23 protein-coding genes are annotated in these 25,675 nt (G+C 55.9%); 15 read left to right on the top strand and 8 right to left on the bottom strand.

The window, feature by feature from the left end:
* Positions 1–323: 323 nt before the first annotated feature.
* Positions 324–2,657, bottom strand: coding sequence for a Tex family protein (locus OGX93_RS20580; protein WP_286448939.1), 2,334 nt, complete (start codon positions 2,655–2,657; stop codon positions 324–326).
* Positions 2,658–2,754: 97 nt separating this feature from the next.
* Positions 2,755–3,228 (bottom strand): transcription elongation factor GreB, encoded by a 474-nt coding sequence (gene greB / locus OGX93_RS20575; RefSeq protein WP_012135514.1) that lies wholly within the window; start codon positions 3,226–3,228, stop codon positions 2,755–2,757.
* 226 nt (positions 3,229–3,454) lie between these two features.
* Between greB and ompR the strand changes: the two genes are divergently transcribed.
* On the top strand, positions 3,455–4,174 hold the full coding sequence (ompR, locus tag OGX93_RS20570; protein WP_001157751.1) for an osmolarity response regulator transcription factor OmpR: 720 nt from the start codon (positions 3,455–3,457) through the stop codon (positions 4,172–4,174).
* Positions 4,171–5,523, top strand: a complete 1,353-nt coding sequence (envZ, locus tag OGX93_RS20565) for a two-component system sensor histidine kinase EnvZ (RefSeq protein WP_012135512.1) — start codon at positions 4,171–4,173, stop codon at positions 5,521–5,523. The genes ompR and envZ overlap by 4 nt, the downstream gene beginning before the upstream one ends.
* A 206-nt stretch (positions 5,524–5,729) precedes the next feature.
* Here the strand turns inward: envZ and pckA are convergent, their stop codons facing one another.
* The 5 genes from pckA to igaA all read right to left on the bottom strand — a co-directional run bounded on the left by pckA (position 5,730) and on the right by igaA (position 11,964).
* Complete coding sequence (pckA, locus tag OGX93_RS20560) at positions 5,730–7,349, bottom strand: phosphoenolpyruvate carboxykinase (ATP) (RefSeq protein WP_012135511.1); 1,620 nt, start codon at positions 7,347–7,349, stop codon at positions 5,730–5,732.
* 417 nt (positions 7,350–7,766) lie between these two features.
* Positions 7,767–8,645, bottom strand: coding sequence for an Hsp33 family molecular chaperone HslO (gene hslO / locus OGX93_RS20555; RefSeq protein WP_024131015.1), 879 nt, complete (start codon positions 8,643–8,645; stop codon positions 7,767–7,769).
* Between the two features lie 24 nt (positions 8,646–8,669).
* Positions 8,670–9,071 carry a ribosome-associated heat shock protein Hsp15 gene (gene hslR / locus OGX93_RS20550; protein WP_049012025.1) on the bottom strand — a complete coding sequence of 134 codons (402 nt, stop codon included), beginning with the start codon at positions 9,069–9,071 and terminating at the stop codon, positions 8,670–8,672.
* A gap of 10 nt (positions 9,072–9,081) precedes the next feature.
* Entirely contained in the window at positions 9,082–9,750 is a 669-nt protein-coding gene (gene yrfG, locus OGX93_RS20545) for a GMP/IMP nucleotidase (protein WP_012135508.1), read from the bottom strand.
* Between the two features lie 81 nt (positions 9,751–9,831).
* Positions 9,832–11,964, bottom strand: coding sequence for an intracellular growth attenuator protein IgaA (gene igaA / locus OGX93_RS20540; RefSeq protein WP_047460690.1), 2,133 nt, complete (start codon positions 11,962–11,964; stop codon positions 9,832–9,834).
* A 322-nt stretch (positions 11,965–12,286) separates the two neighbouring features.
* On the opposite strand from igaA, the gene nudE reads away from it, so the two are divergent.
* On the top strand, positions 12,287–12,847 hold the full coding sequence (gene nudE / locus OGX93_RS20535) for an ADP compounds hydrolase NudE (RefSeq protein ID WP_012135506.1): 561 nt from the start codon (positions 12,287–12,289) through the stop codon (positions 12,845–12,847).
* A gap of 93 nt (positions 12,848–12,940) precedes the next feature.
* Here the strand turns inward: nudE and mrcA are convergent, their stop codons facing one another.
* A complete protein-coding gene (mrcA, locus tag OGX93_RS20530) occupies positions 12,941–15,493 on the bottom strand; it encodes a peptidoglycan glycosyltransferase/peptidoglycan DD-transpeptidase MrcA (RefSeq protein WP_047460696.1) in 2,553 nt (850 codons plus the stop codon).
* Positions 15,494–15,613: 120 nt separating this feature from the next.
* Here mrcA and OGX93_RS20525 point away from each other — a divergent pair, with 120 nt between their 5' ends.
* The 12 genes from OGX93_RS20525 (at position 15,614) to trpS (ending at position 25,630) form a co-directional block, all read left to right on the top strand.
* Positions 15,614–16,393: a type IV pilus biogenesis protein PilM gene (locus OGX93_RS20525; protein WP_110493718.1), complete on the top strand. Its 780-nt coding sequence runs from the start codon at positions 15,614–15,616 to the stop codon at positions 16,391–16,393.
* Positions 16,393–16,932 carry a PilN domain-containing protein gene (locus OGX93_RS20520; RefSeq protein WP_181421281.1) on the top strand — a complete coding sequence of 180 codons (540 nt, stop codon included), beginning with the start codon at positions 16,393–16,395 and terminating at the stop codon, positions 16,930–16,932. The genes OGX93_RS20525 and OGX93_RS20520 overlap by 1 nt, the downstream gene beginning before the upstream one ends.
* On the top strand, positions 16,916–17,386 hold the full coding sequence (locus OGX93_RS20515) for a HofO family protein (RefSeq protein ID WP_110493720.1): 471 nt from the start codon (positions 16,916–16,918) through the stop codon (positions 17,384–17,386). Before OGX93_RS20520 ends, OGX93_RS20515 begins: the two co-directional genes overlap by 17 nt.
* Positions 17,379–17,780 (top strand): DUF2531 family protein, encoded by a 402-nt coding sequence (locus tag OGX93_RS20510; RefSeq protein WP_110493721.1) that lies wholly within the window; start codon positions 17,379–17,381, stop codon positions 17,778–17,780. The genes OGX93_RS20515 and OGX93_RS20510 overlap by 8 nt, the downstream gene beginning before the upstream one ends.
* Positions 17,692–18,930 (top strand): DNA uptake porin HofQ, encoded by a 1,239-nt coding sequence (gene hofQ, locus OGX93_RS20505; protein ID WP_286448941.1) that lies wholly within the window; start codon positions 17,692–17,694, stop codon positions 18,928–18,930. The genes OGX93_RS20510 and hofQ overlap by 89 nt, the downstream gene beginning before the upstream one ends.
* Before the next feature lie 308 nt (positions 18,931–19,238).
* Complete coding sequence (gene aroK / locus OGX93_RS20500; RefSeq protein WP_012135498.1) at positions 19,239–19,760, top strand: shikimate kinase AroK; 522 nt, start codon at positions 19,239–19,241, stop codon at positions 19,758–19,760.
* Positions 19,761–19,818: 58 nt separating this feature from the next.
* Entirely contained in the window at positions 19,819–20,907 is a 1,089-nt protein-coding gene (aroB, locus tag OGX93_RS20495; RefSeq protein WP_012135497.1) for a 3-dehydroquinate synthase, read from the top strand.
* Between the two features lie 96 nt (positions 20,908–21,003).
* A complete protein-coding gene (damX, locus tag OGX93_RS20490; protein ID WP_286448943.1) occupies positions 21,004–22,278 on the top strand; it encodes a cell division protein DamX in 1,275 nt (424 codons plus the stop codon).
* Between the two features lie 72 nt (positions 22,279–22,350).
* Positions 22,351–23,187, top strand: a complete 837-nt coding sequence (gene dam / locus OGX93_RS20485) for an adenine-specific DNA-methyltransferase (protein ID WP_012135494.1) — start codon at positions 22,351–22,353, stop codon at positions 23,185–23,187.
* Between the two features lie 17 nt (positions 23,188–23,204).
* Entirely contained in the window at positions 23,205–23,882 is a 678-nt protein-coding gene (rpe, locus tag OGX93_RS20480) for a ribulose-phosphate 3-epimerase (protein ID WP_012135493.1), read from the top strand.
* Positions 23,875–24,633 (top strand): phosphoglycolate phosphatase, encoded by a 759-nt coding sequence (gene gph / locus OGX93_RS20475; RefSeq protein WP_012135492.1) that lies wholly within the window; start codon positions 23,875–23,877, stop codon positions 24,631–24,633. The genes rpe and gph overlap by 8 nt, the downstream gene beginning before the upstream one ends.
* Positions 24,626–25,630 carry a tryptophan--tRNA ligase gene (gene trpS, locus OGX93_RS20470; RefSeq protein WP_012135491.1) on the top strand — a complete coding sequence of 335 codons (1,005 nt, stop codon included), beginning with the start codon at positions 24,626–24,628 and terminating at the stop codon, positions 25,628–25,630. Before gph ends, trpS begins: the two co-directional genes overlap by 8 nt.
* Positions 25,631–25,675 lie beyond the last annotated feature (45 nt).

Raw genomic sequence — 25,675 nt, 5'->3', positions numbered from 1 at the left:
CAACAAGACAATGATAATGAGAATGGTTTTTATCATCAATGATTAAAATGTGACGGAATGTAGAAATGGATAATAAATTGAGTCAGTTTTGACATGGCTCAACATTTATTCGTCTTAAAAAGAACGTGTTGATTTAAACATTATTCAGCGTTGCTAATGTTTAATTAAGGTTTCATCTGTTAATGAATTGATAATTACCAGTGCTGGCAACAGGCGGGTAATGAATTAAGCAATTTAATTCGTAAGATTTAATTGTTAATTTCAAATATAACGGCCGGATGGCGGTATAGATACCTCATCCGGCCTACAAGCATAAGGCTTGATTAGCGTTTTTTACCCATTGCGGCTGCCAGCGCGTCCATCATGGCGCTGTTGCCCGCAGGCTGCGCATCACGACCACGCGGCTTCGCCGCTTTTGCCGCCGGGCGGTTGCCCTGGGCGCGATCGTTGCCGCCGCCGCCGCGACGGGCGTTGGTTTCACCCGGCTGCTCGTCCAGACGCATGGTCAGCGCGATGCGCTTACGTTGCAGGTCAACCTCCAGCACTTTCACCTTCACGATGTCGCCCGCTTTCACCACGGTGTGTGGATCTTCGACGAACTTATTCGACAGGGAAGAGATGTGCACCAGACCGTCCTGATGTACGCCGATATCCACAAACGCGCCAAAGTTGGTGACGTTGGTTACGGCGCCTTCCAGAATCATGCCCGGTTGCAGATCGTTCATGGTTTCTACGCCATCAGCAAACTGCGCGGTTTTGAACTCTGGACGCGGGTCGCGGCCCGGTTTTTCCAGCTCTTTGATGATGTCGGTAACGGTTGGCACGCCGAATTTGTCGTCGGTGAAATCCACCGCTTTCAAATTGCGTAGCTCGCTGCTGTTGCCCATCAGCGCTTTCAGCGCCTGTTGGGTGGCGGCAAGAATACGCTCGACCACCGGGTAGGCTTCCGGGTGAACGGTAGAGGCATCCAGCGGGTTATCGCCGTGGTTGATGCGCAGGAAGCCCGCGCACTGTTCAAAGGCTTTCGGCCCCAGACGGCTCACTTTCAGCAACTGCTGGCGGTTCTGGAACTGACCGTTTTCATCACGCCAGGCGACGATATTCTGCGCCATCATGCGCGTTAAGCCTGCCACGCGGGTCAGCAACGGTACGGACGCGGTATTGAGATCGACGCCGACGGCGTTTACGCAGTCTTCCACAACGGCATCCAACTTACGGGCAAGCTGGGTCTGGCTGACGTCGTGCTGATACTGGCCGACGCCGATGGATTTCGGATCGATTTTCACCAGCTCCGCCAGCGGGTCTTGCAGACGACGGGCGATAGAGACCGCGCCGCGCAGCGAAACGTCCAGATCCGGGAACTCCAGCGCCGCCAGCTCGGAAGCGGAATACACCGATGCTCCGGCTTCGCTGACGATCACTTTCTGCGCCGTCACTTTCGGGAACTGTTTCTGCACGTCGAGGAAGAAGCGCTCGGTTTCGCGCGACGCCGTGCCGTTACCAATCGCCACCAGCTCAACGTTGTGTTTTTCGCACAGCGCGGCAACCACCACCGCAGCTTTAGCCGCCTGACCGGTATGTGGATAAATGGTGTCGGTGGCGACCAGTTTACCGGTGCCGTCCACTACGGCGACCTTCACGCCGGTACGCAGACCCGGATCGAGACCCATAGTCGCGCGCAGGCCAGCAGGCGCCGCCATCAGCAGATCGTGGAGGTTGCGGGCAAAGACGTTAATGGCTTCATCTTCCGCGCGTTCACGCACGGTGCCCATCAGTTCGGTTTCGAGATGCATCAGGACTTTTATACGCCATGTCCAGCTCACCACGCCTTTGCGCCAGCTATCCGCCGGAGCGTTGTTCAGACGCAGGCCGAGGTGATCCTGGATGATCTGCTCGCAGTGGCTCTCTTTGGGCGGCTCATCGAATTGCGGGTCGGCATTCAGCGACAGTTGCAGCACGCCTTCGTTGCGGCCACGGAACATCGCCAGCGCACGGTGTGAAGGGACGGTGGCGATCGGTTCGTGATGATCGAAGTAATCTCGGAATTTCGCCCCTTCCTCCTCTTTGCCGCTTACGACGGTCGCGACCAGATGGGCGTTCTTCCACAGATAATCGCGCACTTTCGCCAGCAGCGCCGCGTCTTCGGCAAAACGCTCCATCAGAATATAGCGCGCGCCATCAAGGGCTGCTTTGGCGTCCGCCACGCCGTTGTCAGCGTCGATGTATTTTGCCGCTTCCGTTTCCGGGGTGTGGGACGGGTCTGTCCACAGCAGGTCGGCCAGCGGTTCAAGTCCGGCTTCGATGGCGATTTGCCCGCGCGTGCGACGCTTGGGTTTGTAGGGCAGGTAGAGGTCTTCGAGTTCGGTCTTACTTAACGTGCCGTTGATGGCGTTAGCCAGCTCATCGGTCAGCTTGCCTTGCTCGGAAATGGACTTGAGAATGGCCTGACGTCTGTCTTCCAGTTCACGCAGATATCCCAGACGGGTCTCCAGATTACGCAACTGCGTGTCATCCAGCCCGCCGGTGATCTCCTTACGATAACGTGCGATAAACGGCACGGTGTTCCCTTCGTCAAGCAGGCGAACGGCAGCGTCTACCTGTTCGGCGCGTGCCTGAATTTCACCCGCGATAATGCGGCAGAAAGAATCATTCATCATGGATTTAGTTTCATCTGAGTAAAAAATCAGGGGATAGTTATACGGATTGACTGGCAAAATTGCCAGTCATCAGCGGGGGCTTCGGATTGTTCCGGCGCTATTTTACGTATTCGATCTCATTAACGTACCAGCTGGCCTCGCCGGCGGGCGTGTGTACTACCGCGAGATCGCCCACTTCTTTTTTCAGCAACGCCCGCGCCATAGGCGAGTCGATGGAGATGTAATCCTTACGACCGAAAATTTCATCGTAGCCGACGATGCGAAAGCGGCGGATATCGCCCTCATCGTTTTCGATCTCCACCCACGCGCCGAAGAACACTTTGCCTTCCTGCTGCGGGGAATAATCGACGATTTTCAGGTTTTCCATGCATTTGGTCAGATAACGAACACGACGGTCGATCTCACGCAGGCGCTTTTTATTATACTGATAGTCGGCATTTTCGCTGCGGTCCCCAAGACTCGCAGCCCAGGTCACTTTTTTGGTGACTTCCGGGCGCTCTTCCCGCCAGAGATAATTCAGCTCGTGTTTGAGTTTTTCGTACCCTTCCCGGGTAATCAGGGGCGTTTTCATCTCGTTGATTTACCTTTGACTATTTGGCGATGCGCACAATACGTATTACGTGATCGCCGCAGCAGAATAAATAATGTGTCGCAAGATTAATTGTATACTTAAGCTGCTGTTAAATATGCTTTGTAACAATTTAGCCTGGAATTTATACCAGAATTCGCTGGTGACGAACGTAAGCTTTTTTAAGAATACACACATTCAATTGTTGCGAACCTTTGGGAGTAAAACAATGCAAGAGAATTATAAGATTCTGGTGGTGGATGACGATATGCGCCTGCGCGCGCTACTGGAACGTTATCTGACCGAGCAGGGCTTCCAGGTTCGAAGCGTGGCAAACGCCGAGCAAATGGATCGTCTGCTGACCCGTGAGTCCTTCCATCTTATGGTACTGGACCTCATGCTGCCTGGCGAAGATGGCCTGTCAATTTGCCGCCGTCTGCGCAGCCAGAGCAACCCTATGCCGATCATCATGGTGACGGCGAAGGGCGAAGAAGTGGACCGCATTGTGGGCCTGGAGATCGGTGCTGACGACTACATTCCGAAGCCGTTCAACCCGCGTGAACTGCTGGCGCGTATTCGCGCTGTGCTGCGCCGTCAGGCGAACGAACTGCCGGGCGCGCCTTCGCAGGAAGAAGCGGTAATCGCCTTCGGTAAGTTCAAGCTGAACCTCGGCACCCGCGAAATGTTCCGCGAAGACGAACCGATGCCGCTCACCAGCGGTGAATTTGCGGTACTGAAAGCGCTGGTCAGCCACCCGCGCGAACCGCTCTCCCGCGATAAGTTGATGAACCTGGCGCGCGGTCGTGAATACTCTGCGATGGAACGCTCCATCGACGTGCAGATCTCCCGTCTGCGCCGCATGGTGGAAGAAGATCCGGCGCATCCGCGTTACATTCAGACCGTCTGGGGCCTGGGCTACGTCTTTGTACCGGACGGTTCTAAAGCATGAGGCGAATGCGCTTCTCACCGCGAAGTTCATTTGCCCGCACGCTACTGCTCATCGTCACCTTGCTGTTCGTCAGCCTGGTGACGACTTATCTGGTGGTGCTGAACTTTGCGATTCTGCCGAGCCTCCAGCAGTTTAATAAGGTTCTGGCCTACGAAGTTCGTATGCTGATGACCGACAAGCTGCAACTGGAGGACGGCACGCAACTGGTGGTGCCGCCTGCGTTCCGCCGGGAAATCTATCGTGAGCTGGGGATTTCTCTCTATTCCAACGAGGCTGCCGAAGAGGCCGGGCTGCGTTGGGCGCAACACTATGAATTCTTAAGCCATCAGATGGCGCAGCAGCTGGGCGGCCCGACGGAAGTGCGCGTTGAGGTCAACAAAAGCTCGCCGGTGGTCTGGCTGAAAACCTGGCTGTCGCCCAATATCTGGGTGCGCGTGCCGCTGACGGAAATCCATCAGGGCGATTTCTCCCCGCTGTTCCGCTATACGCTGGCGATTATGCTGCTGGCGATAGGCGGCGCATGGTTGTTTATTCGTATCCAGAACCGACCGCTGGTCGATCTTGAACATGCCGCGTTGCAGGTGGGGAAAGGCATGATTCCGCCGCCGCTGCGCGAGTATGGCGCGTCGGAGGTGCGCTCTGTGACCCGCGCCTTCAACCATATGGCGGCGGGTGTGAAGCAACTGGCTGATGACCGTACCTTGCTGATGGCGGGCGTGAGCCACGATTTGCGCACACCGTTGACGCGTATCCGCCTGGCTACCGAAATGATGGGTGAAGAGGACGGCTATCTCGCGGAGTCCATTAATAAGGACATCGAAGAGTGCAATGCCATTATCGAACAATTCATTGATTACCTGCGTACCGGTCAGGAAATGCCGATGGAGATGGCCGATCTGAATGCCGTGTTGGGTGAGGTCATTGCGGCGGAAAGCGGCTACGAGCGGGAAATTGATACCGCGCTGCAACCGGGCAGTATTCAGGTGAAAATGCATCCGTTGTCGATTAAACGCGCGATCGCCAATATGGTGGTCAATGCCGCCCGTTATGGCAATGGCTGGATCAAGGTCAGCAGCGGTACGGAACCGCATCGCGCCTGGTTCCAGGTTGAGGACGATGGGCCGGGCATTAAGCCGGAACAGCGTAAGCACCTGTTCCAGCCGTTTGTACGTGGCGACAGCGCGCGCAGCACCAGCGGCACCGGGTTGGGGCTGGCGATTGTGCAGCGTATTGTGGATAACCATAACGGTATGCTGGAGATTGGCTCCAGTGAGCGCGGTGGGCTTTCTATTCGCGCCTGGCTGCCGATTCCGGTCGCTCGCGTGCCGGGTTCGACGAAAGACGCATAAGAAAAGGGAGGCGAAATGCCTCCCTTTTCGTTTCTCAGCGCCCGGTGGCGCTACGCTTACCGGGCCTACAATAACGTATGCTCCGTAGGCCGGATAAGGCGCCGCCGCCATCCGGCATTGCGCCCGGTGGCGCTACGCTTACCGGGCCTACAACAGCGTATGCTCCGTAGGCCGGATAAGGCGCAGCCGCCATCCGGCGTGTTTTTTTACAGCTTCGGCCCGGCGCTGACCAGCGCTTCACCGGCTGGGGTATCGGTGTATTTCTCGAAATTCTCGACAAACAGTTTCGCCAGCGCGGTGGCTTTTTCCTGCCACTGTTCCGGTGACGCGTAGGTGTTACGCGGGTCAAGAATACGTGTCTCTACGCCCGGCAGCTCGGTCGGGATCGCCAGGTCAAACATCGGCAGATTAAAGGTTTCCGCATTATCCAGAGAGCCGTTCAGGATGGCGTCGATAATCGCGCGCGTATCTTTGATGGAGATACGTTTGCCCGTGCCGTTCCAGCCGGTGTTTACCAGATACGCCTGTGCGCCGGATGCCTGCATGCGTTTGACCAGCACTTCAGCGTACTGCGTCGGGTGCAGCGACAGGAACGCCGCGCCGAAGCAGGCAGAGAAGGTTGGCGTCGGTTCGGTAACGCCGCGCTCAGTACCGGCCAGTTTAGCGGTAAAGCCAGACAGGAAGTGGTACTGCGTCTGGTCAGCCGTCAGGCGAGAAACCGGCGGCAGCACGCCGAAAGCGTCGGCAGTCAGGAAGATGACTTTGGTTGCATGGCCCGCTTTTGATACCGGCTTAACGATGTTATCGATATGATAAATCGGGTAGGAGACGCGGGTGTTCTCGGTTTTGGAACCATCGTCGAAATCGATGGAGCCATCTTCGCGAACGGTGACGTTTTCCAGCAGCGCATCGCGACGGATAGCGTTGTAGATTTCCGGTTCGGCTTCTTTAGACAGCTTGATGGTTTTCGCGTAGCAGCCGCCTTCAAAGTTAAACACGCCGTCGTCATCCCAGCCGTGTTCGTCATCGCCGATCAGACGGCGTTTCGGGTCGGTGGATAGGGTGGTTTTCCCGGTGCCGGAAAGCCCGAAGAAGACCGCGACGTCGCCTTTCTCACCCACGTTGGCGGAGCAGTGCATGGAAGCAATGCCTTTCAGCGGCAGCAGGTAGTTCATGACGGAGAACATCCCTTTTTTCATTTCGCCGCCGTACCAGGTGCCGCCAATTAACTGAATGCGTTCAGTCAGGTTGAAGGCCACGAAGTTTTCAGAGTTCAGCCCCTGTTCCTTCCACTGCGGGTTGGTGCATTTCGCGCCGTTCATCACGATAAAGTCTGGTTTGAAATCCACCAGTTCTTCGTCCGCAGGACGGATGAACATGTTTTTGACAAAATGCGCCTGCCAGGCGACTTCCGTGATGAAGCGAACGGAGAGACGGGTATCCGCGTTAGCGCCGCAGAAGGCGTCAACGATGAACAGGCGTTTGCCGGAGAGTTGCTGAGTTACCAGCCCTTTCAGGTGCTGCCAGGTTTCCTGGGACAGCGGTTTGTTGTCGTTCTTGCCTTTGCCTTTGTCGGACCACCAGAGCGTGTCACGCGTGGTGTCGTCACGGACAATATATTTATCCTTCGGCGAACGTCCGGTAAAGATACCAGTATCAACGGCAACGGCGCCCAGATTCGTTAATACGCCGCGCTCGTAACCTTCCAGAGTAGGATCGAGTTCCTCCTGGTACAGCAGGTCGTAGCTGGGGTTGTAAACGATATCCTGAACGTCATTGATACCATAAGCCTTGAGATCTTGCGGGGTTAAGCTGTTAACGCGCATGTCACTACTCCTTAGCCAATATGTATTACCTGAAATTGTAGGGTTTTTTAGGGTTTGTTAACCGCGACGAGGCTCATAGATTTACGTATCTGGACAAAATCACGATTGACCGAAAACGCTGTGACTCCTGTCACGAAGCGGCGCTTATTATGGCAGAGAACCCTTTTTTGTTGTGGAAAATGTTCTTAAAACGTTAAAAATGAGTGTATTCTGCGGGAATGTTGTGAGTGTAATCGCATTCATGTAAGAAATTTACGAAACCCTTACATATAAAATATCGATTCACCACGAAGGAAAAAATGAACAAAAAGTGCGGAATTTTGCGGAGCAGGCCGGATGACGACGCGGATGCGTCTTATCCGACCTGTAAATGAGTAAGCCTGGTGAGCGATTCGCCATCAGGCTTTTTACTAGTGATTAATGCACCTGCGGGTCGGCAGGGGAGGCGTTGTTGCGGATTTCCGCAATGTCCATCGCGTTGAACAGATAGTGGCTGCCGCAGTAATCGCAGTGCATATCGATCTCGCCTTCTTCCGCCAGGATGCTGTCCACTTCTTCATCCGGTAGCGTTTTCAGCGCGCCCGCACAGCGTTCACGAGAACAGGTACACTTGAACTCAACGTCCTGCGGGTCGTAAAGCGTGACCTCTTCTTCATGGTACAAACGCCACAACACATCGTTAGCCGGAAGGGTCAGCAACTCTTCGGTTTTGATGGTTCCGGTCAGCGTCGCCAGGTGATCGAAGTCGTCCGCCTGCGCGTTCTGCGCGGGCATTACCTGTAGCAGCATTCCGCCCGCCGCCGGTTTGCCTTCCACCTCGCCAGTGCGGATGAACAGGCGTGTCGGCAGCTGTTCGGAACGCAGGAAGTAATCTTCCAGACACGCTGCCAGCGTGTCGCCTTCCAGACCGACCACGCCCTGATAACGCTCGCCTTCTTCCGGCGTAATGGTGATCACCAGATAGCCGTTGCCCACCAGCGTTTTCAGATCCGCGTTTTCCGGCACTTCGCCCTGTACGCGAGCGACGCCGCGCATCTGCTGGTTGTTATTGCCGTTGATCACCGCCAGGCTCAGCGGGCCGTCGCCCTGTAGCTGCACGGTAATGTCACCGGCAAATTTCAGCGTGGCGGTCAGCAGGCTGGTGGCGACCAGCAGCTCGGCCAGCACGGTTTTGACCGGCTGCGGATAGGCGTGGTTTTCGAGGATCTGTTGCAGGGTTTCCGATACGGTCACCAGTTCGCCGCGCACGGCAAAGTTTTCAAACAGATAACGATGTAATTGGTCATGTTGCGGCATAATCATCTCTCTTGCGGGTGACAGTCACTCACTGTCGCCGTGTTTAAATCGTAACAGGTCGCGGCGCTCTTTTTTATCCGGTCGCCTGTCCGGGTGCGGCATGGTTAATGCGTTAAGTTTGCGTGCCTGCGCCATTTTTTCGCGTTTTTCCACGCTCTCCGCTGTTTCTTCATACAGCGTAACGGCTTCGCTCGCCGGACGGCGCTGCTCGGTAATGCCTTTAATGATTACCGTCCGCTCGTCGTTGCCCTGGCGCAGGGTCAGCGTCGCATTCAGCTCGACAATCTTGCCCGGCTTGCTGCGCTGCCCGTTATAGTGCACCTTACCGCCTTCAACCATTTCGCGGGCCAATGCACGGGTTTTATAAAAGCGTGCGGCCCACAGCCATTTATCCAGTCGGACCTCAACAGAGGGCTTTTCTTTCATGGCGTCTCCTTCACATCAGTGAGGGGATCAGTCGGCGGTAATCATTCAACGACGGATGGCGTGCATACTGCTTTTCCGCAATGCCGGAGTCGGGATTGGTCACGCCGAGGCAGTAACGAATGCCGAATTGGGCGGCGGCGTCGAGAATCGGTTCGCTGTCGTCGATAAACAGCGTTTTCTCTGCGCTTATTCCCGTTTCTTCAGCCACTGCGTGCCATAACCGCTGATCCTCTTTGGGATAACCAAATGTGTGGGTGGAAAGTAATAAATCAAGGTGTGATGCCAGACCGGTATGTTCCAGCTTCACCGCCAGGTTATGCGGGTGCGCGTTGGTCAGCAGAATGCGGCGTTTACCGCGGGCTTTTAACGCATCCAGAAACGGCACGGTATCTTCGCGCAGCACGGCGCGCGGCCCCTGTGCCGTCGTCATGGCGCAAATGTCCAGACCCAGCCGCTCGCTCCAGTAATCAAGACAGTACCAGTTTAGCGTATGCTGCACGGCATGATACTGCTGGCGAATATAGTCCTGGGCTTCCTGTGCAGTGATTCCCTGCTGTGCGCCATAGGTTTCCGGCACCAGTTTCTGCCAGAAATAGTTATCGAATGCCAGATCGAGCAGCGTGCCGTCCATGTCCAACAAAACGGTATCGACGTCCTGCCAGGCAATATCAATATGCATGGGAATTCTCCAGATGAGATTGCCGCCAAATCCTGGCGGCTTTTGCCGGATATGCGCTACAGGGTAGCATACCGTGAGCTGTCAGATGAGGCTTTCCGGGGAGGCGATCAGCTTTGGATTCAGGCAGTTTTCATAATATTCCTGAATTTCCGCCATACGGGTGCGGTTACGCTGATAACGTCTGAACGCCTGAATGCCGTTGTAAGCGGCGCAGCCCAGCATGGTGAGCATCAGCAACGTCGTGCCAAGGTAGCGCCATAAACCGGAACGATCCGGGATGCGGTGCAGGCCGATGTGCTGCGTGCCGTTGGCGTCGGTGTAGACACGGGTGACGATCCCTTCGGCGCTAAACGGCGTTTGCATTAACATCTGCGCCAGGCGCTGGAATGCGCCCCACTGTTCCTGCGCGGGGTAATCGTACAGGGACATCGACGGCCACGGCTGATCAACCAGATCGCTGCCTTCATCGCTGATAATCAGGAAGCCGCCCGGCGCGGGGCTGTTAAGCGCCTGTGCGGCGCGCGCGGTTTCACGGGAGATAAACGGCGCGGTTGAGGTCGTCACCAGGTTATCGAGCGACTCCGCGCTGACGGGGCGCAGCAGAACGTTCACGCCGTCAAGTTTGCCCGCATTCGCGCGTTTGACAAGCGCGGCCCAGTTTTTGCTGTTGCCGAGGTTCACCAGCGCGTTTTTCAGGCGCACGCATTCGTCTTCGGCGGCGCACAGATCGGCGGTCTTTAATACGATGTCGCCGAAATCATCCAGCAATACCATCCCGGACTTTTGAATCGCCGAACGCAGCGACGCGCTAACGCGGGAGTCATCTTCCGGCTTCGGGTGCAGCTGGCGGTTGATGGCCTGGGTCAGCGCTGTGGCTTTGTTGACGAGATCGGACTCGGGCAGCGGCAGCGTCCGCGCGTCATTCCAGATGATTTGCGAGCAATCAAACGGCATAAAAGGGGAGTTCGGCTGCGCAGTCCAGCTACCAGGCTGATGGATATTACACATGCCTTTGCCGCTCAGATGCAGCGTATCGCCCACGCGAACTCCGGCGTCGTGGAGCTGTTTAACGCTGGTGGCCTCAATGGTTTGCGCGCCTTTCATCCACGACAAGGTGAATTTGATCGGCATATCCAGCGGGATCCAAAAGAGCAGCATAAACAGCACCAGCAGCGATCCGCCCGCAATAACGGCGCTACGCAGCCAGTGCTGCAACGGGAAATTTTTCACCTCGTCATGCAGGGAGAGAAAACGCCCTTGCCGCGCGACGTGGCGATCCAGATAGATATCAATATCCGTTTGCTGCCCGAGATCCTGTGCGATATAGGGTTGCCAGTGGGCAGGGTAAATCAGGTCAATAATCCCCAGCGAAATATTGTTGATCTGCTCCTGATCGTTTTCGCCAAACAGCCCCCAGCGACGCGGGGTTCCCCGCAGGCAGTGAATCTCCCGCAGCGAGGTTTTAGATGGCGGAGCGAACAGCCCCCAGAGACCTGCGGCGAGCAGCAGAATTGCGCCACCCGCAATCCACGGCACGAAGACATCCGGCGTAATTAAGCAACAGAAGAACAGCAGGAATGAGGCCACAATCAGCGATGCTTCGCGCAGCCCAGCAGGGCGGCTGAGCGCATACTCTTCGTGAGTTTCCTGACGAATGTTCAGCAGTTCAATTTGCTCGCTCTCTTCGCCACGAATCGACGCCTGGGTGGAGGAGGTATGCTGTAGCGCATAGCCGCGCGTCTCCTGCATGTACTCCTGCAACGTGTGGCCGTTAAGCGAGATGACCAAAGGAAGCGTATCGGTATGGATCAGCTCAACGTTATTTTCGTCATTGATGTACTGTTCCCAGAACGGCGGTAAATGAACCTCAACGGAATCAAGGTAATATCGCCATTTATTGGGATCGTCGGTCGTAATGCCGTAACGCGTAATGGAATGGGTCAGAATAATGACGTTATTACTCTGGGCATTCAGCGTTAACGACACGGGAGCGGTACTGGCGCCTGTCGGCCCCGGCACCTGCTGAATCTGACTGAGGTTGTCGAGATAGTTTTCAACCGCACTGCGCTCTTCCGGCGTTAGCTTGCGCGTCGCGGCGTCTGAAAAGGCGCTGATCCAGGGCAGATTCTGCCGCCTGGCTCTTACTCTGAGTAGCCATCCTGCCAGTAGAGAGCAGGCCAGCAAAGCAGCTAAGAAAATCAAAATGGTGCTCATGCTTTCCCCATCTTACTAAGTCTGTCAGGCGTGGTCAGTCGCACCCTGTCGAATAAATGTGATGCTGTGGTTGGCTATCGGCAAGCGTGGAGTTGAACTTGAGCATTTTTACGCGCATCCCAGTGAACGCGGATCATAGCAAACCCACCAAAAGCGGAATATCAGCAAATTCCTGGAGTTATTTCAACCTATTGACTTTTAATTTTAAATGGGAATTAATTTTTACTACGTTACATAAATGTAAATAAACGGCAATTCACATTGCCGAAACCGTGCTGTATATCGCACAATGGCACCAGATTTCACTGCATAGATTCTCACGATGAGCAAATCATTACAAAAACCCACCATTTTGAAAGTTGAAACTGTCGCGAAATCCCGGCTGTTTAACGTCGAAAGTGTGGATCTCGAATTCAGCAACGGCGTGCGCCGCGTCTATGAGCGTATGCGTCCGTCCACTCGTGAAGCGGTAATGATTGTGCCGATCGTAGACGATCACCTGATTCTGATTCGTGAATATGCCGTGGGCACGGAGTCTTATGAGCTGGGGTTCTCCAAAGGGTTGATCGACCCTGGCGAAACCGTTTTTGAAGCGGCGAACCGGGAACTGAAAGAAGAAGTTGGGTTTGGCGCGAACGATCTGACGTTCCTCAAAAAGCTCAGCATGGCGCCGTCCTATTTTTCCAGCAAAATGAACATTGTGATAGCGGAAGACCTTTATCCTGAATCACTGGAAGGCGACGAGCCGGAACCGCTGCCGCAGGTGCGCTGGCCGCTGACGCATTTAATGGATCTGCTGGAAGAACCGGATTTCAGTGAAGCGCGAAACGTCAGCGCGCTGTTCCTGGTCCGTGAGTGGCTGAAGGGGCAGGGGCGGTTGTAATTTATATTGCCGGATGGCGGCTGACGTTTTACCTGGCCTACAACAAAACGTAGGCCGGATAAGACGTCTCAGGCGTCGCCATCCGGCAAAAGATCAAAACAGTTCGTGTGTCTCACCGTTATCGATAATGGTGGTGCCCACCTCATGCACCGCCTGCTGCGTTGGCTGAGTGCCTTCGATAAAGTATTCCGCGCGGCTGTTACCGCCGTTTGCCAGTTGCCCGGTGCTTCTGTCGATATTGATCGTCACAATGCCCGGAGGCGGCGTCAGCGGCTCTTCAGGAACCCCTTCCAGCACGGCTTTCATGTAAGCATCCCATGCGGGTTGCGCACTTTTCGCGCCGCCTTCATAACCAGAAATCTGGTCTTTGATCGCCCCGGACGCGGTAGTGCGCCCCAGATCGCGACGGTGATCGTCAAAGCCGATCCACACGGAAGTCACCACGCCCGGGCCGTAACCGGAGAACCAGGCATCTTTCGAGCTGTTAGTGGTCCCGGTTTTTCCGCCGATATCATGACGTTGCAGGTCGCGGCCCGCGCGCCAGCCGGTGCCCATCCAGCCGGGTTCGCCGAAGATGTTGCTGTTCAGCGCGCTCTTAATCAGGAAGGCCAGCGGCGTGTTGATCACATGTGGAGCATATTCCTGCATTCCGCTTTGCGCCACTAACGCCTGGTTAGCCTGCTCCAGTTTTGGCATCGGCACGGTGGCGTTTTGCTGCTCCTGAGAGATGGCGACATCTTCAACGTTATTGTTTTCCAGCACGTTGGATTTTTGGGTATCACCGTAAATGACCGGGATATCGCAATCCGGGCAGGCGATTTTCGGCTTCGCTTCGAAGATCACGCCGCCCTGGTCGGTCTCTATCTTGCTGATGAAATACGGGTCTACCAGGAAGCCGCCGTTAGACATTACCGCATAACCGCGCGCCACCTGCATCGGGGTGAAGGACGCGGAGCCCAGCGCCAGCGATTCGGTATGCACGATGTTCTGCGCCGGGAAACCGAAGCGTTGCAGATACTCTGCGGCGTAATCCACGCCCATCGCGCGCATCGCCCGCACCATCACCACGTTTTTCGACTGACCCAGACCCTGACGTAAGCGGATTGGCCCGGCATACTGCGGCGGGGAGTTTTTTGGCCGCCAGTCGGAACCGGCGCCTGCGTCCCAGCGGGAAATCGGCACGTCGTTCAGCATACTCGCCAGCGTCAGACCTTTATCCATCGCGGCGGTATAGAGGAACGGTTTGATGTTCGACCCGACCTGACGCAGCGCCTGCGTGGCGCGGTTGAATTTACTCTGGTTGAAGTCAAAACCGCCGACCAGCGCCAGAACCGCGCCGTTTTGCGGGTTGATGGAGACCAGCGCCGAGTTCACATCCGGGACTTGCGCCAGCCACCAGGCATCACCCATCTGGCGAACCCAGATTTGTTGGCCTGTCTGTACGGCGTCGGTCACTTTACGCGGCGTCGGGCCCTGTTGGGTATCCGAACGGTAAGGGCGCGCCCAGCGTACGCCTTCCATCCGCAGCGACACGGAGGTGCCATCAGCGAGCATCGCGGTGGCTTCCTGCGGATTCGCGCCAGTAATGACGGCAGGCAGCAACGGCCCGTAGGTTGGCAGGGCTTTCAGCGTGTCGGTGATTTTTTTGTTGTCCCAGGCGGTTTCGCCTACTTTCCACAGCACGTTCGACGGCCCGCGATAGCCGTGGCGCATGTCGTAGTCCAGCACGTTGTTACGCACGGCTTGCTGCGCCGCCTGCTGTACTTTGCGGGTGATCGTGGTGTAAATGCGATACCCGTCTTCATAGGCGCTTTCGCCATAACGGCTGTACATTTCCTGGCGCACCATTTCCGACAGATACGGCGCTGAGAACGCGATTTCCGGCGCATGGTAATTGGCGTCAATCGCTTCGCCGCGCGCCTGATCGTACTGCGCCTGGGTGATGTAGCCTTCGCTCAACATACGAGACAGCACCACGTTACGACGCGCCGTCGCCCGATCCATCGAGTAGAGCGGGTTAAATGTGGAAGGGGCTTTCGGCAGACCGGCAATCACCGCCATTTCGCTCAGGGTGAGCTGATCGACCGTCTTACCGAAATAGACCTGCGCCGCCGCGCCGACGCCGTAGGCACGGTAGCCGAGGTAGATCTTGTTCAGGTAAAGTTCGAGGATCTCATCTTTGCTCAGCATCTGCTCAATGCGGATTGCCAGGAACGCTTCCTTAATTTTACGCATCAGCGTGCGTTCCGGGCTCAGGAAGAAGTTTCTCGCCAGCTGCTGGGTGATGGTACTTGCCCCCTGTGAGGCATGGCCTGAGAACAGCGCGACGCTGGCCGCACGGAAGATCCCTACCGGATCGACGCCATGATGCTCGTAAAAGCGGCTGTCTTCCGTAGCGATAAAGGCTTTAACCATTTCCGGCGGCATCTGGTCAAGCGTGACCGGGATACGACGTTTCTCGCCATACTGCGCGATCAGCTCGCCATCCGCGCTGTAAACCTGCATCGGAATCTGCAAACGCACGTCTTTTAAGGTCGCGACGTCAGGTAGTTGCGGCTCGATATAGCGGTAGAGGCCATAAATCGAGCCTGCTCCCAGCAGGATGCAACATACTGCAAGGATCAATAAATACTTTACGAACTTCACTGGAGATTTCCCATTTAGTGTCATTTGGGCAGTTTATAAACAAACGCGCGGTAGTATAAAGGCAAGCCAGACGCATTGATATACCCGTAAGAGCGACCATTGATAAGGAGATCATAAGCAATGGCTTTCAGGTTCTGGCAAATTGGCCTTCATATTCAGCAGCATGAGGCGCTGGCTGTCGCCGTGGTTCGCGGCGCGTCAGGCTGGTCTTTACAACGCTGGTGGCGGGTGCCGCTGGCGGAACGCACCTTCGTTGACGGACATCTCCGCGAGCCTGAACAGCTCGTCGATGCGTTGCTTCCGTGGCGTCGTTCGCTTCCTCACCGGCATCATATTTATCTCTCTTTCCCTGCCAGCCGGACGCTGCAAAAGCATTTTCCGCGCCCGGAAATGGCGCTGCGCGAACGTGAACAAACGGCGTGGCTGACCGGCGCGATGGCGCGTGAGCTGGATATGCCCCCCGACGCCCTGCGCTTTGACTATCGCGAAGATACCCTGACTCCGGCATTTAACGTGACCGCCGCCCAAAGCAAGGAGGTGGCGACCTTATTAACGCTGGCGCAAAAACTGAAAATGCAGGTGACGGCGATTACGCCGGATGCCTGCGCATTACAGCGCTTTATTCCTTATCTGCTGGCGCACCAGCAGTGTCTGGCCTGGCGTGACGAAGAACAGTGGCTGTGGGCGACGCGCTATGCGTGGGGGCGTAAACCGCTACAAGAGGCGGCCTGCGCCGACAGCCTTGCCGCGACGTTGTCCATTGCGCCGGAAAGTCTGACGGTGTGCGGCGCGGGCGGCTTCGAACCCTGGTGCGCGGTTGCCATTCGCCAGCCTCCCGTTCCGCCGGAAGGCCATACCTTTGCCATCGCGCTGGGATTAGCAATGGGGGCGCCGCGCTGATGAGTCATCCGGTCAACTTTTTGCCCTGGCGTCAGTCCCGGCGGCGCGAATGTCTGCGATTCTGGAGCGTCATGTTCAGCGGTTCACTGCTGCTGACCATCGCGCTGGGGTGCATCCATGAGGTTACGCTCACGGCGCAAAAGCGGGTGGATGCGCAGTGGTCGATCGCAGAGAAAGAGCGCGCGGCCGCGCTGCTGGCGATCCAACCCCGCTTACAGCAGCGGCAGACCGCGTGGCAGCAAGCGTTGCAGCGGCAAACGGAATATGAGCAGACGCGGCGCTGGCAGAGCGTGCTGGAAGGGATGGCGGCGCTGTTGCCCGAGCAGGCGTGGCTAACCCGGTTATCCTGGCAGCAGGGAACGCTGGAACTTGAGGGATACGCGACGACATTTCTCGCGTTAAACACGCTGGAAACCGCGCTGCGTCGTCATCCTGATTTCCCGTTAGCCGGGAGTGGGGCAACGCAGCAGGATGCGCAGGGACGTTGGCAATTTCATTACCCGTTAAAAAGGAGCCTCGCAGATGGCCGCGCTTTTTGACCTCTGGTGCGGGTTATTGCCGCGAACCCGCCTCTTCTGCTGGTTAGGCTGGAGCCTGGGGCTGGGATTACTGGCGTGTTTATACACGTTTTCTTCGGGCGCGCAGCAACAGGAGCGGCAACGAACGGCGCTGGCGCAACAGCGGGCGGCTATCGACCGGCAGTGGCGAAGCCTGCGCCAGATCGCCGCATCAATGGATATGTCTCGTTTAGCGTCGGCCAGCAAGCGCGTGCCTTTTTCCCCTCTGGATTTTCAGCGCTCTCCGGTACGCCTTCTTCACTGGCAGCCTTCCGCGCAGGGAGGCGAGCTGGCGCTGTCATCCACCTGGGAGGCGGTTCCACAACTGTTCAGTCGGCTGGCGGAGCGTGGCATGCGCATCAACCGCTTTTCGCTTGTTCCGCAGGAGACGGAACTGCTGTTGACGCTACAGCTGGAGCGGCTGACTGATGACTAAGCGCTGGCTGTTGGTCTGTAGCTGCCTGCTGATGCTGACCGGAATGCGCGACCCCTTCAAATCGCCGGAGGACCGATGCCGGATCGCTGAACTGCCGATGTGGCGTTACCAGGGCGTGGTGAGTCAGGGAGAGCACCTGACTGGCATTCTCAAAGATAGCCAGCAGAAGTGGCGGCGCGTCGAACAATATCAGGTGCTGGAGAACGGCTGGACGATTTCCCGACTGACGGCAGACAGCATAACGCTTGAGACCGGTAAAGGCTGTGAACCGTCGCAGTGGCGGTGGCAACGACAAGGAGAAGTGAATGAAGCGATGGATAGCCGCAGTGTTGATCGCCGTGATGCCCGCCGTACAGGCGGGGAAAGCGCAAAACGTGACGCTGGTGGTGGATGATGTTCCTGTTGTTCAGGTATTGCAGGCGCTTGCCGCGCAGGAGAAGAAGAATCTGGTGGTCTCGCCTGACGTCAGCGGTTCGCTGTCGCTGAGTCTGACGGATGTGCCGTGGAAGCAGGCGGTGCAGACGGTCATAAAAAGCGCCGGGCTGGTGCTGCGCCAGGAGGGGAATATTCTGCATGTTCACTCGGTTCACTGGCAAAACGAAAACGCCGCGCGGCAGGAGGCCGAGCAGGCAAGGCTTCGGGCCAACTTACCGCTGGAGGATCGCAGTATTTCTCTGCAATACGCCGATGCCTCCGAACTGGCAAAAGCGGGAGAAAAGCTGCTGAGCGCCAAAGGCAGTATGACGGTAGATAAGCGCACCAACCGGTTATTGCTTCGGGATAACAACGCTGCGCTGGCGGCGCTGGAAACGTGGGCGGCGCAAATGGATCTCCCCGTTGAGCAGGTTGAACTGGCGGCGCATATCGTCACCATAAATGAAAAAAGTCTGCGTGAGCTGGGGGTAAAGTGGACGCTGGCGGACGCGCAACAGGCCGGGTCGCCAGGGCAGGTGACGTCGCTTGCCAGCGATCTGTCCGTCGCGGCCGCCACGTCTCGCGTCGGGTTTAACATCGGGCGCATCAACGGTCGCTTGTTGGATCTTGAGCTTTCCGCCCTGGAGCAGAAGCAGCAACTTGATATTATCGCCAGTCCACGACTGCTGGCTTCGCACCTGCAACCCGCCAGTATTAAGCAGGGGAGCGAAATCCCGTATCAGGTCTCCAGCGGCGAGAGCGGGGCGACGTCCGTGGAGTTTAAAGAAGCGGTGCTGGGGATGGAGGTGACGCCCACCGTTTTGCCGAAGGGGCGCATTCGCCTGAAACTTCACATCAGCCAGAACGTTCCCGGTCAGGTGCTACAGCAGGCGGATGGCGAAGTGCTGGCGATCGATAAGCAGGAGATCGACACGCAGTTCGAGGTTAAAAGCGGCGAAACGCTGGCGCTGGGCGGCATCTTTTCACGCAAGAACAAATCCGCTAAAGATAGCGTCCCGCTGTTAGGCGATATCCCCTGGCTTGGTTCCCTTTTCAGCCATGATGGAAAAGAGAACGAGCGGCGCGAACTGGTGGTGTTCATTACCCCCAGACTGGTTGCGGCAGAATAATTTATGCCTGAAATCGCGCTGTTTTTGCACTGAACACGTTTCAGGGATTTGACGTGGGGGTGTATTTAGCATACAAGGAGTACCGATTTGAGAGTTGGTTCTTCTCGTCGCTATCCGGCGACGCTGCCTCCGGGGTTGTCTACAATATGTCTTGGTAATTTATTCAGTTGCCAAACCCGTTGGAGTATTGAGATAATTTTCAGTCTGACTCTCGCAATATCTTATGAGGTTTCAGTTCATGTCCTGCTGCGCAAGGTGTCTGCGACGCGGGTTTATCATTAACGAATTGTCTTAGTAGTACCGAAAAAATGGCAGAGAAACGCAATATCTTTCTGGTTGGGCCTATGGGTGCCGGAAAAAGCACTATTGGGCGCCAGTTAGCTCAACAACTCAATATGGAATTTTACGATTCTGATCAAGAGATTGAGAAACGAACCGGAGCTGATGTGGGCTGGGTCTTCGATGTAGAAGGTGAAGACGGCTTCCGTGATCGCGAAGAAAAAGTCATCAACGAGTTGACGGAAAAACAGGGTATTGTGCTGGCAACCGGCGGTGGCTCTGTAAAATCACGTGAAACGCGTAACCGTCTCTCCGCGCGTGGCGTCGTGGTGTATCTTGAAACGACAATCGAAAAACAACTTGCGCGTACGCAGCGCGACAAGAAACGCCCGCTGTTGCAGGTAGAAGCTCCGCCTCGTGAAGTTCTGGAAGCGTTGGCCAACGAACGCAATCCTCTGTATGAAGAGATTGCCGACGTGACCATTCGTACCGACGATCAGAGCGCTAAGGTCGTGGCAAACCAGATTATTCATATGCTGGAAAGCAACTGATTCTGGCTTAATACATACTCGGTAAGCGGGTACAAGTAACTAAGGTGGATGTCGCGTCATGGAGAGGATTACAGTTACTCTCGGGGAACGTAGTTACCCTATCACCATCGCGGCTGGTTTGTTTAACGAACCAGCTTCATTCTTACCGCTGAAATCGGGCGATCAGGTTATGTTGGTGACCAACGAAACCCTGGCTCCCCTTTACCTTGATAAGATCCGTAGCGTACTTGAACAGGCGGGGGTTAACGTAGATAGCGTTACCCTGCCCGATGGCGAAAAGTATAAAAGCCTGACGGTACTTGATACGGTTTTCACCGCGTTACTGCAAAAACCGCACGGTCGCGATACCACGCTGGTTGCCCTCGGCGGCGGTGTGATTGGCGACCTTACCGGTTTCGCCGCCGCCAGCTATCAGCGTGGCGTGCGCTTTATCCAGGTCCCGACGACATTGCTGTCGCAGGTCGACTCCTCCGTAGGCGGGAAAACCGCTGTAAACCATCCCCTCGGCAAGAACATGATCGGCGCGTTCTACCAGCCTGCTTCTGTGGTGGTGGATCTCGACTGTCTGAAAACGCTTCCTGCGCGTGAGCTGGCATCGGGTCTGGCGGAAGTGATCAAATATGGCATCATTCTTGACGGTGAATTTTTCACCTGGCTTGAGGACAATCTGGACGCGTTATTACGTCTGGAAGGTCCGGCAATGGCGTACTGTATCCGCCGTTGTTGTGAGCTGAAAGCCGAAGTTGTCGCAGCAGACGAGCGCGAAACGGGCTTACGTGCTTTACTGAATCTGGGACATACCTTTGGTCATGCCATTGAAGCTGAAATGGGTTATGGCAATTGGTTACACGGTGAAGCTGTCGCCGCTGGTATGGTGATGGCGGCGCGTACGTCAGAGCGTCTCGGTCAGTTTAGCGCTGCGGATACGCAACGCATTATTACGCTGCTCCAGCGCGCAGGTCTGCCTGTACACGGGCCGCGTGAGATGTCTGCTCAGGCGTATTTGCCACACATGCTGCGCGATAAGAAAGTCCTGGCGGGCGAGATGCGCTTAGTGCTCCCGCTGGCGATAGGGAAAAGTGAAGTACGCGGCGGAGTGCCGCACGAAATCGTTCTCAGCGCTATTGCTGACTGTCAGCAGGCGTAACAACAAGAAAGGTCGGACTGATACTGCACGGTATTGGTCATTTAAATTCAGGTTAACTGCAACGTCGTAAGCATTAACCTTTGAGTGGGGTGTTAAATGGATGAATTCAAACCAGAAGACGAGCTGAAACCCGATCCCAGCGATCGTCGTACTGGTCGTACTCGTCAATCTTCTGAACGCGATAATGATCCACAGATCAATTTCGATGACGTCGACCTGGATACGGACGATCGTCGTCCAGGGCGTGCGCGAAAGGCGCGTGAGGAAGAACAGTACAGCGAAGACGATTATGAATCCGATGATGCAGTGGATGAAGAACGCGTAGAGCGTCGTCCCCGCAAACGTAAGAAAGCCGCCAGCAAACCCGCTTCCCGTCAGTACATCATGATGGGTGTCGGCGTTCTGGTGTTGCTGCTGTTGATCATCGGTATTGGTTCCGCGCTGAAAGCCCCTTCACCCTCCTCTTCCAGCGATCAAACGGCGTCTGCCGAGAAGAACATCGATCTTTCCGGCAATAACGCGACCGATCAGGCGAGCGCCACGCAGCCTGCGCCAGACGCTGAACAGACCGCCGGAAACACGCAGCAGGATGTTTCTCTGCCGCCGATCGCCTCAACGCCAACGCAGGGTCAGGCGCCTGCCGCGACTGAAGGCCAGCAGCGTGTGGAAGTTCAGGGCGATCTGAACAATGCGCTGACCCAGCCGCAGGGTCAGGAACAGGTTAACAATGTGGTGGCGAACTCCACGCTGCCGACGGAGCCTGCCACCGTTGCGCCAATCCGCAACGGCAACGCGCCGCGTCAGACGGCGACGACGCAATCGGGCGAGCGTCAGACCACTACGCGCCCGGAACGTAAGCAGGTTGTGATTGAGCCGAAGAAACCGCAGACCACCGCGAAAGCGACGCCAGCGGAACCGAAGCCGACCACGCAGCCGAAACGTAGCGAACCTGCCGCGCCGGTCGCGACGACGAAAGCGCCAGCAACTTCCGCGCCAGCGGCAACGACCGCGCCGAAAGCCACCGCCAGCACTGCGCCAGCGCAAACCACAGCGGCAGCCGGCAGTGCGGCTGGTACGAAAAGCACAGGTAACGTGGGTTCGCTGAAGTCTGCGCCTTCCAGCCATTACACCCTGCAACTCAGCAGTTCTTCTAACTACGACAACCTGAACGGTTGGGCGAAGAAAGAAAACCTGAAAAACTATGTGGTGTATCAGACGACGCGTAACGGTCAGCCGTGGTATGTTCTGGTAACGGGTGTGTATGCGTCTAAAGATGATGCCAAACGTGCGGTGTCTACGTTGCCAGCCGATGTGCAGGCGAAAAACCCGTGGGCAAAACCGTTGCATCAGGTGCAGGCCGATCTGAAGTAATAGTCATGTTAAAGCGCAGGATGCTGTCGGAGCTTTCTCCACAGCCGGAGAAGGTGTAATTAGTTAGTCAGCATGAAAAAGAATCGCGCTTTTCTGAAGTGGGCAGGGGGGAAATACCCCCTGCTTGATGACATCAAACGGCATTTACCGAAAGGTGAATGTCTGGTTGAACCCTTTGTGGGTGCCGGGTCGGTGTTTCTTAACACCGACTTTTCTCGTTATATTCTTGCCGATATTAATAGTGACCTTATCAGCCTCTATAACATCGTGAAGTCGCGTACTGAAGAGTATGTGCGGGCTTCCCGCGAGCTGTTTACGCCTGAGACGAATCAGGCCGAGGTTTACTATCAACTCCGTGAAGAGTTCAATACGAGCCGGGAGCCGTTCCGTCGCGCGGTCCTGTTCTTATACCTGAACCGCTATGGTTACAACGGCCTGTGCCGCTATAACTTGCGTGGGGAGTTTAACGTGCCGTTTGGCCGTTACAAAAAGCCCTACTTCCCGGAAACGGAGTTGTACCATTTTGCCAAAAAAGCGCAGAATGCAGAGTTTCATTGCCTTTCGTATGAAGAGTGTATGGATCGTGCTGATAGCAATTCTGTGGTCTATTGCGATCCGCCTTACGCACCGCTTTCTGCGACGGCGAATTTCACCGCTTATCATACCAATAGCTTCAGCCCAAAAGAGCAGGCGCGCCTGGCGGAGATGGCAGAAAAGCTGGTCAGCAAGCGGATCCCGGTGTTAATTTCGAACCATGACACGCCCGATACCCGCGAGTGGTACAAAGCGGCGAAACATTTTCAGGTCAAAGTGCGTCGCAGTATAAGCAGCAATGGCGGCACACGTAAAAAGGTGGACGAACTGCTGGCTCTGTACCAACCAGGAGTCGTAACGCCTGCGAAAAAATAATTCTCAAGGAGAAGCGGATGAAACAGTATTTGATTGCCCCCTCAATTCTGTCGGCTGATTTTGCCCGCCTGGGTGAGGACACCGCGAAAGTGCTGGCTGCTGGTGCGGATGTCGTGCATTTTGACGTCATGGACAACCACTATGTGCCGAACCTGACCATCGGCCCGATGGTGCTGAAATCCCTGCGCAAATACGGTATTACCGCCCCCATCGACGTGCATTTGATGGTGAAGCCGGTTGACCGCATCGTGCCGGATTTCGCCGCAGCGGGCGCCAGCATCATTACGTTTCATCCCGAAGCCTCCGAGCATGTCGATCGTACCTTGCAGCTGATTAAAGAAAACGGCTGTAAAGCGGGTCTGGTGTTTAACCCGGCCACGCCGCTGAGTTATCTGGATTACGTGATGGATAAGCTGGATGTGATCCTGCTGATGTCCGTCAACCCGGGTTTTGGCGGTCAGTCTTTTATTCCGCACACGCTGGAGAAGCTGCGTGAGGTGCGCCGTCGTATTGATGAGTCAGGTTATGACATTCGCCTGGAAGTGGACGGCGGCGTCAAGGTGAACAACATCGGCGAAATCGCCGCGGCGGGCGCAGACATGTTTGTGGCAGGCTCCGCGATTTTCGACCAACCAGACTACAAGAAAGTCATTGATGAAATGCGCAGTGAACTGGCAAAGGTAAGTCATGGATAAATTGCAGGATATTCGGGGTGTCGCCTTTGACCTCGACGGCACGCTGGTCGACAGCGCGCCGGGATTAGCCGCTGCGGTAGATATGGCGTTATACGCGCTGGAACTGCCTACCGCTGGCGAAGATCGCGTAATTACCTGGATTGGTAACGGCGCGGATGTATTGATGGAGCGTGCGCTCGCCTGGGCTCGACAGGAACGCGCTACGTTACGTAAAACAATGGGCAAACCGCCTGTTGATGATGAGATCCCCGCCGAGGAGCAGGTGCGTATTTTGCGTAAGCTGTTCGACCGCTACTATGGCGATGTGGCGGAAGAAGGGACGTTCCTGTTCCCGCACGTAGCCGATACGCTGGGCGCGCTGCATGCCAAAGGGCTGCCGCTTGGACTGGTGACCAATAAGCCGACGCCGTTTGTGGCGCCGCTGCTTGAAGCGCTGGATATCGCCAAATACTTCAGCGTGGTTATTGGCGGCGACGATGTGCAGAACAAAAAGCCGCATCCCGATCCGCTGCTGCTGGTGGCAAAGCGGATGGGCGTCGCGCCTGAACAGATGCTCTTTGTGGGCGATTCGCGTAACGACATTCAGGCTGCAAAAGCGGCTGGCTGCCCGTCGGTCGGCCTCACGTACGGCTACAACTATGGCGAATCAATCGCTCTTAGCCAGCCGGATGTGATTTACGACACTATTAATGACCTTCTGCCCGCTCTCGGGCTTCCGCATAGCGAAAATCAGGAATCGAAAAATGACTAAGCCCATCGTTTTTAGTGGCGCACAGCCCTCAGGTGAATTGACCATTGGCAACTATATGGGTGCGCTGCGTCAGTGGGTGAACATGCAGGATGACTATCATTGCATTTACTGCATCGTTGACCAGCATGCGATCACCGTGCGTCAGGATGCACAGCAGTTGCGTAAAGCGACGCTGGATACGCTGGCGCTCTACCTGGCGTGTGGTATCGATCCTGAGAAAAGCACCATCTTTGTTCAGTCCCATGTGCCGGAGCACGCGCAGCTGGGCTGGGCGCTGAACTGCTACACCTATTTCGGCGAACTGAGCCGGATGACCCAGTTCAAAGACAAATCCGCGCGCTATGCCGAGAACATCAACGCCGGTCTGTTTGATTACCCGGTTCTGATGGCGGCAGACATTTTGCTGTATCAAACGAATCAGGTGCCGGTGGGTGAAGATCAGAAACAGCATCTGGAATTGAGCCGCGACATCGCGCAGCGTTTTAACGCGCTGTATGGCGATATCTTTAACGTTCCTGAGCCGTTTATTCCAAAATCCGGCGCGCGCGTGATGTCACTGCTGGAACCGACCAAAAAGATGTCCAAGTCGGACGATAACCGTAACAACGTCATCGGCCTGCTGGAAGACCCGAAATCGGTGGTGAAAAAAATCAAGCGTGCGGTGACGGATTCCGACGAGCCGCCGGTAGTGCGCTACGACATCCAGAATAAAGCGGGGGTGTCTAACCTGCTGGATATCCTCTCCGCCGTAACTGGCCAGAGCATCCCTGAGCTGGAGCAGCATTTCGAAGGCAAGATGTATGGTCATCTGAAAGGTGAAGTGGCTGAAGCCGTTTCCGGTATGCTGACCGAGTTGCAGGAGCGTTATCATCGCTTCCGCAGCGACGAAGCCTTCTTGCAGAAAGTGATGAAAGAAGGGGCGGAAAAAGCCAGCGCCCGTGCTTCCGAAACGCTGAAAGCGGTCTACGAAGCGATTGGCTTTGTCGCCAAGCCGTAATGCGCACCGCGCCGTAGGCCAGATAAGGCGTTTACGCCGCCACCC

Source organism: Citrobacter sp. CK195, from assembly GCF_030333365.1.
Classification (GTDB): Bacteria; Pseudomonadota; Gammaproteobacteria; order Enterobacterales; family Enterobacteriaceae; genus Citrobacter_B; species Citrobacter_B koseri.
Note: the sequence above shows the minus strand (reverse complement) of the source record. Positions and strands in the feature narration are given on the sequence as shown.

Coding starts and splice junctions, on each gene's coding strand:
- OGX93_RS20580 (WP_286448939.1), bottom strand. CDS start 2,657: ATGATGAATGATTCTTTCTGCCGCATTATCGCGGGTGAAATTCAGGCA.
- trpS (WP_012135491.1), top strand. CDS start 24,626: ATGACTAAGCCCATCGTTTTTAGTGGCGCACAGCCCTCAGGTGAATTG.
- rpe (WP_012135493.1), top strand. CDS start 23,205: ATGAAACAGTATTTGATTGCCCCCTCAATTCTGTCGGCTGATTTTGCC.
- igaA (WP_047460690.1), bottom strand. CDS start 11,964: ATGAGCACCATTTTGATTTTCTTAGCTGCTTTGCTGGCCTGCTCTCTA.
- yrfG (WP_012135508.1), bottom strand. CDS start 9,750: ATGCATATTGATATTGCCTGGCAGGACGTCGATACCGTTTTGTTGGAC.
- nudE (WP_012135506.1), top strand. CDS start 12,287: ATGAGCAAATCATTACAAAAACCCACCATTTTGAAAGTTGAAACTGTC.
- hslO (WP_024131015.1), bottom strand. CDS start 8,645: ATGCCGCAACATGACCAATTACATCGTTATCTGTTTGAAAACTTTGCC.
- OGX93_RS20515 (WP_110493720.1), top strand. CDS start 16,916: ATGGCCGCGCTTTTTGACCTCTGGTGCGGGTTATTGCCGCGAACCCGC.
- OGX93_RS20510 (WP_110493721.1), top strand. CDS start 17,379: ATGACTAAGCGCTGGCTGTTGGTCTGTAGCTGCCTGCTGATGCTGACC.
- aroB (WP_012135497.1), top strand. CDS start 19,819: ATGGAGAGGATTACAGTTACTCTCGGGGAACGTAGTTACCCTATCACC.
- pckA (WP_012135511.1), bottom strand. CDS start 7,349: ATGCGCGTTAACAGCTTAACCCCGCAAGATCTCAAGGCTTATGGTATC.
- dam (WP_012135494.1), top strand. CDS start 22,351: ATGAAAAAGAATCGCGCTTTTCTGAAGTGGGCAGGGGGGAAATACCCC.
- ompR (WP_001157751.1), top strand. CDS start 3,455: ATGCAAGAGAATTATAAGATTCTGGTGGTGGATGACGATATGCGCCTG.
- damX (WP_286448943.1), top strand. CDS start 21,004: ATGGATGAATTCAAACCAGAAGACGAGCTGAAACCCGATCCCAGCGAT.
- aroK (WP_012135498.1), top strand. CDS start 19,239: ATGGCAGAGAAACGCAATATCTTTCTGGTTGGGCCTATGGGTGCCGGA.
- OGX93_RS20525 (WP_110493718.1), top strand. CDS start 15,614: ATGGCTTTCAGGTTCTGGCAAATTGGCCTTCATATTCAGCAGCATGAG.
- hslR (WP_049012025.1), bottom strand. CDS start 9,071: ATGAAAGAAAAGCCCTCTGTTGAGGTCCGACTGGATAAATGGCTGTGG.
- envZ (WP_012135512.1), top strand. CDS start 4,171: ATGAGGCGAATGCGCTTCTCACCGCGAAGTTCATTTGCCCGCACGCTA.
- hofQ (WP_286448941.1), top strand. CDS start 17,692: ATGAAGCGATGGATAGCCGCAGTGTTGATCGCCGTGATGCCCGCCGTA.
- OGX93_RS20520 (WP_181421281.1), top strand. CDS start 16,393: ATGAGTCATCCGGTCAACTTTTTGCCCTGGCGTCAGTCCCGGCGGCGC.
- gph (WP_012135492.1), top strand. CDS start 23,875: ATGGATAAATTGCAGGATATTCGGGGTGTCGCCTTTGACCTCGACGGC.
- greB (WP_012135514.1), bottom strand. CDS start 3,228: ATGAAAACGCCCCTGATTACCCGGGAAGGGTACGAAAAACTCAAACAC.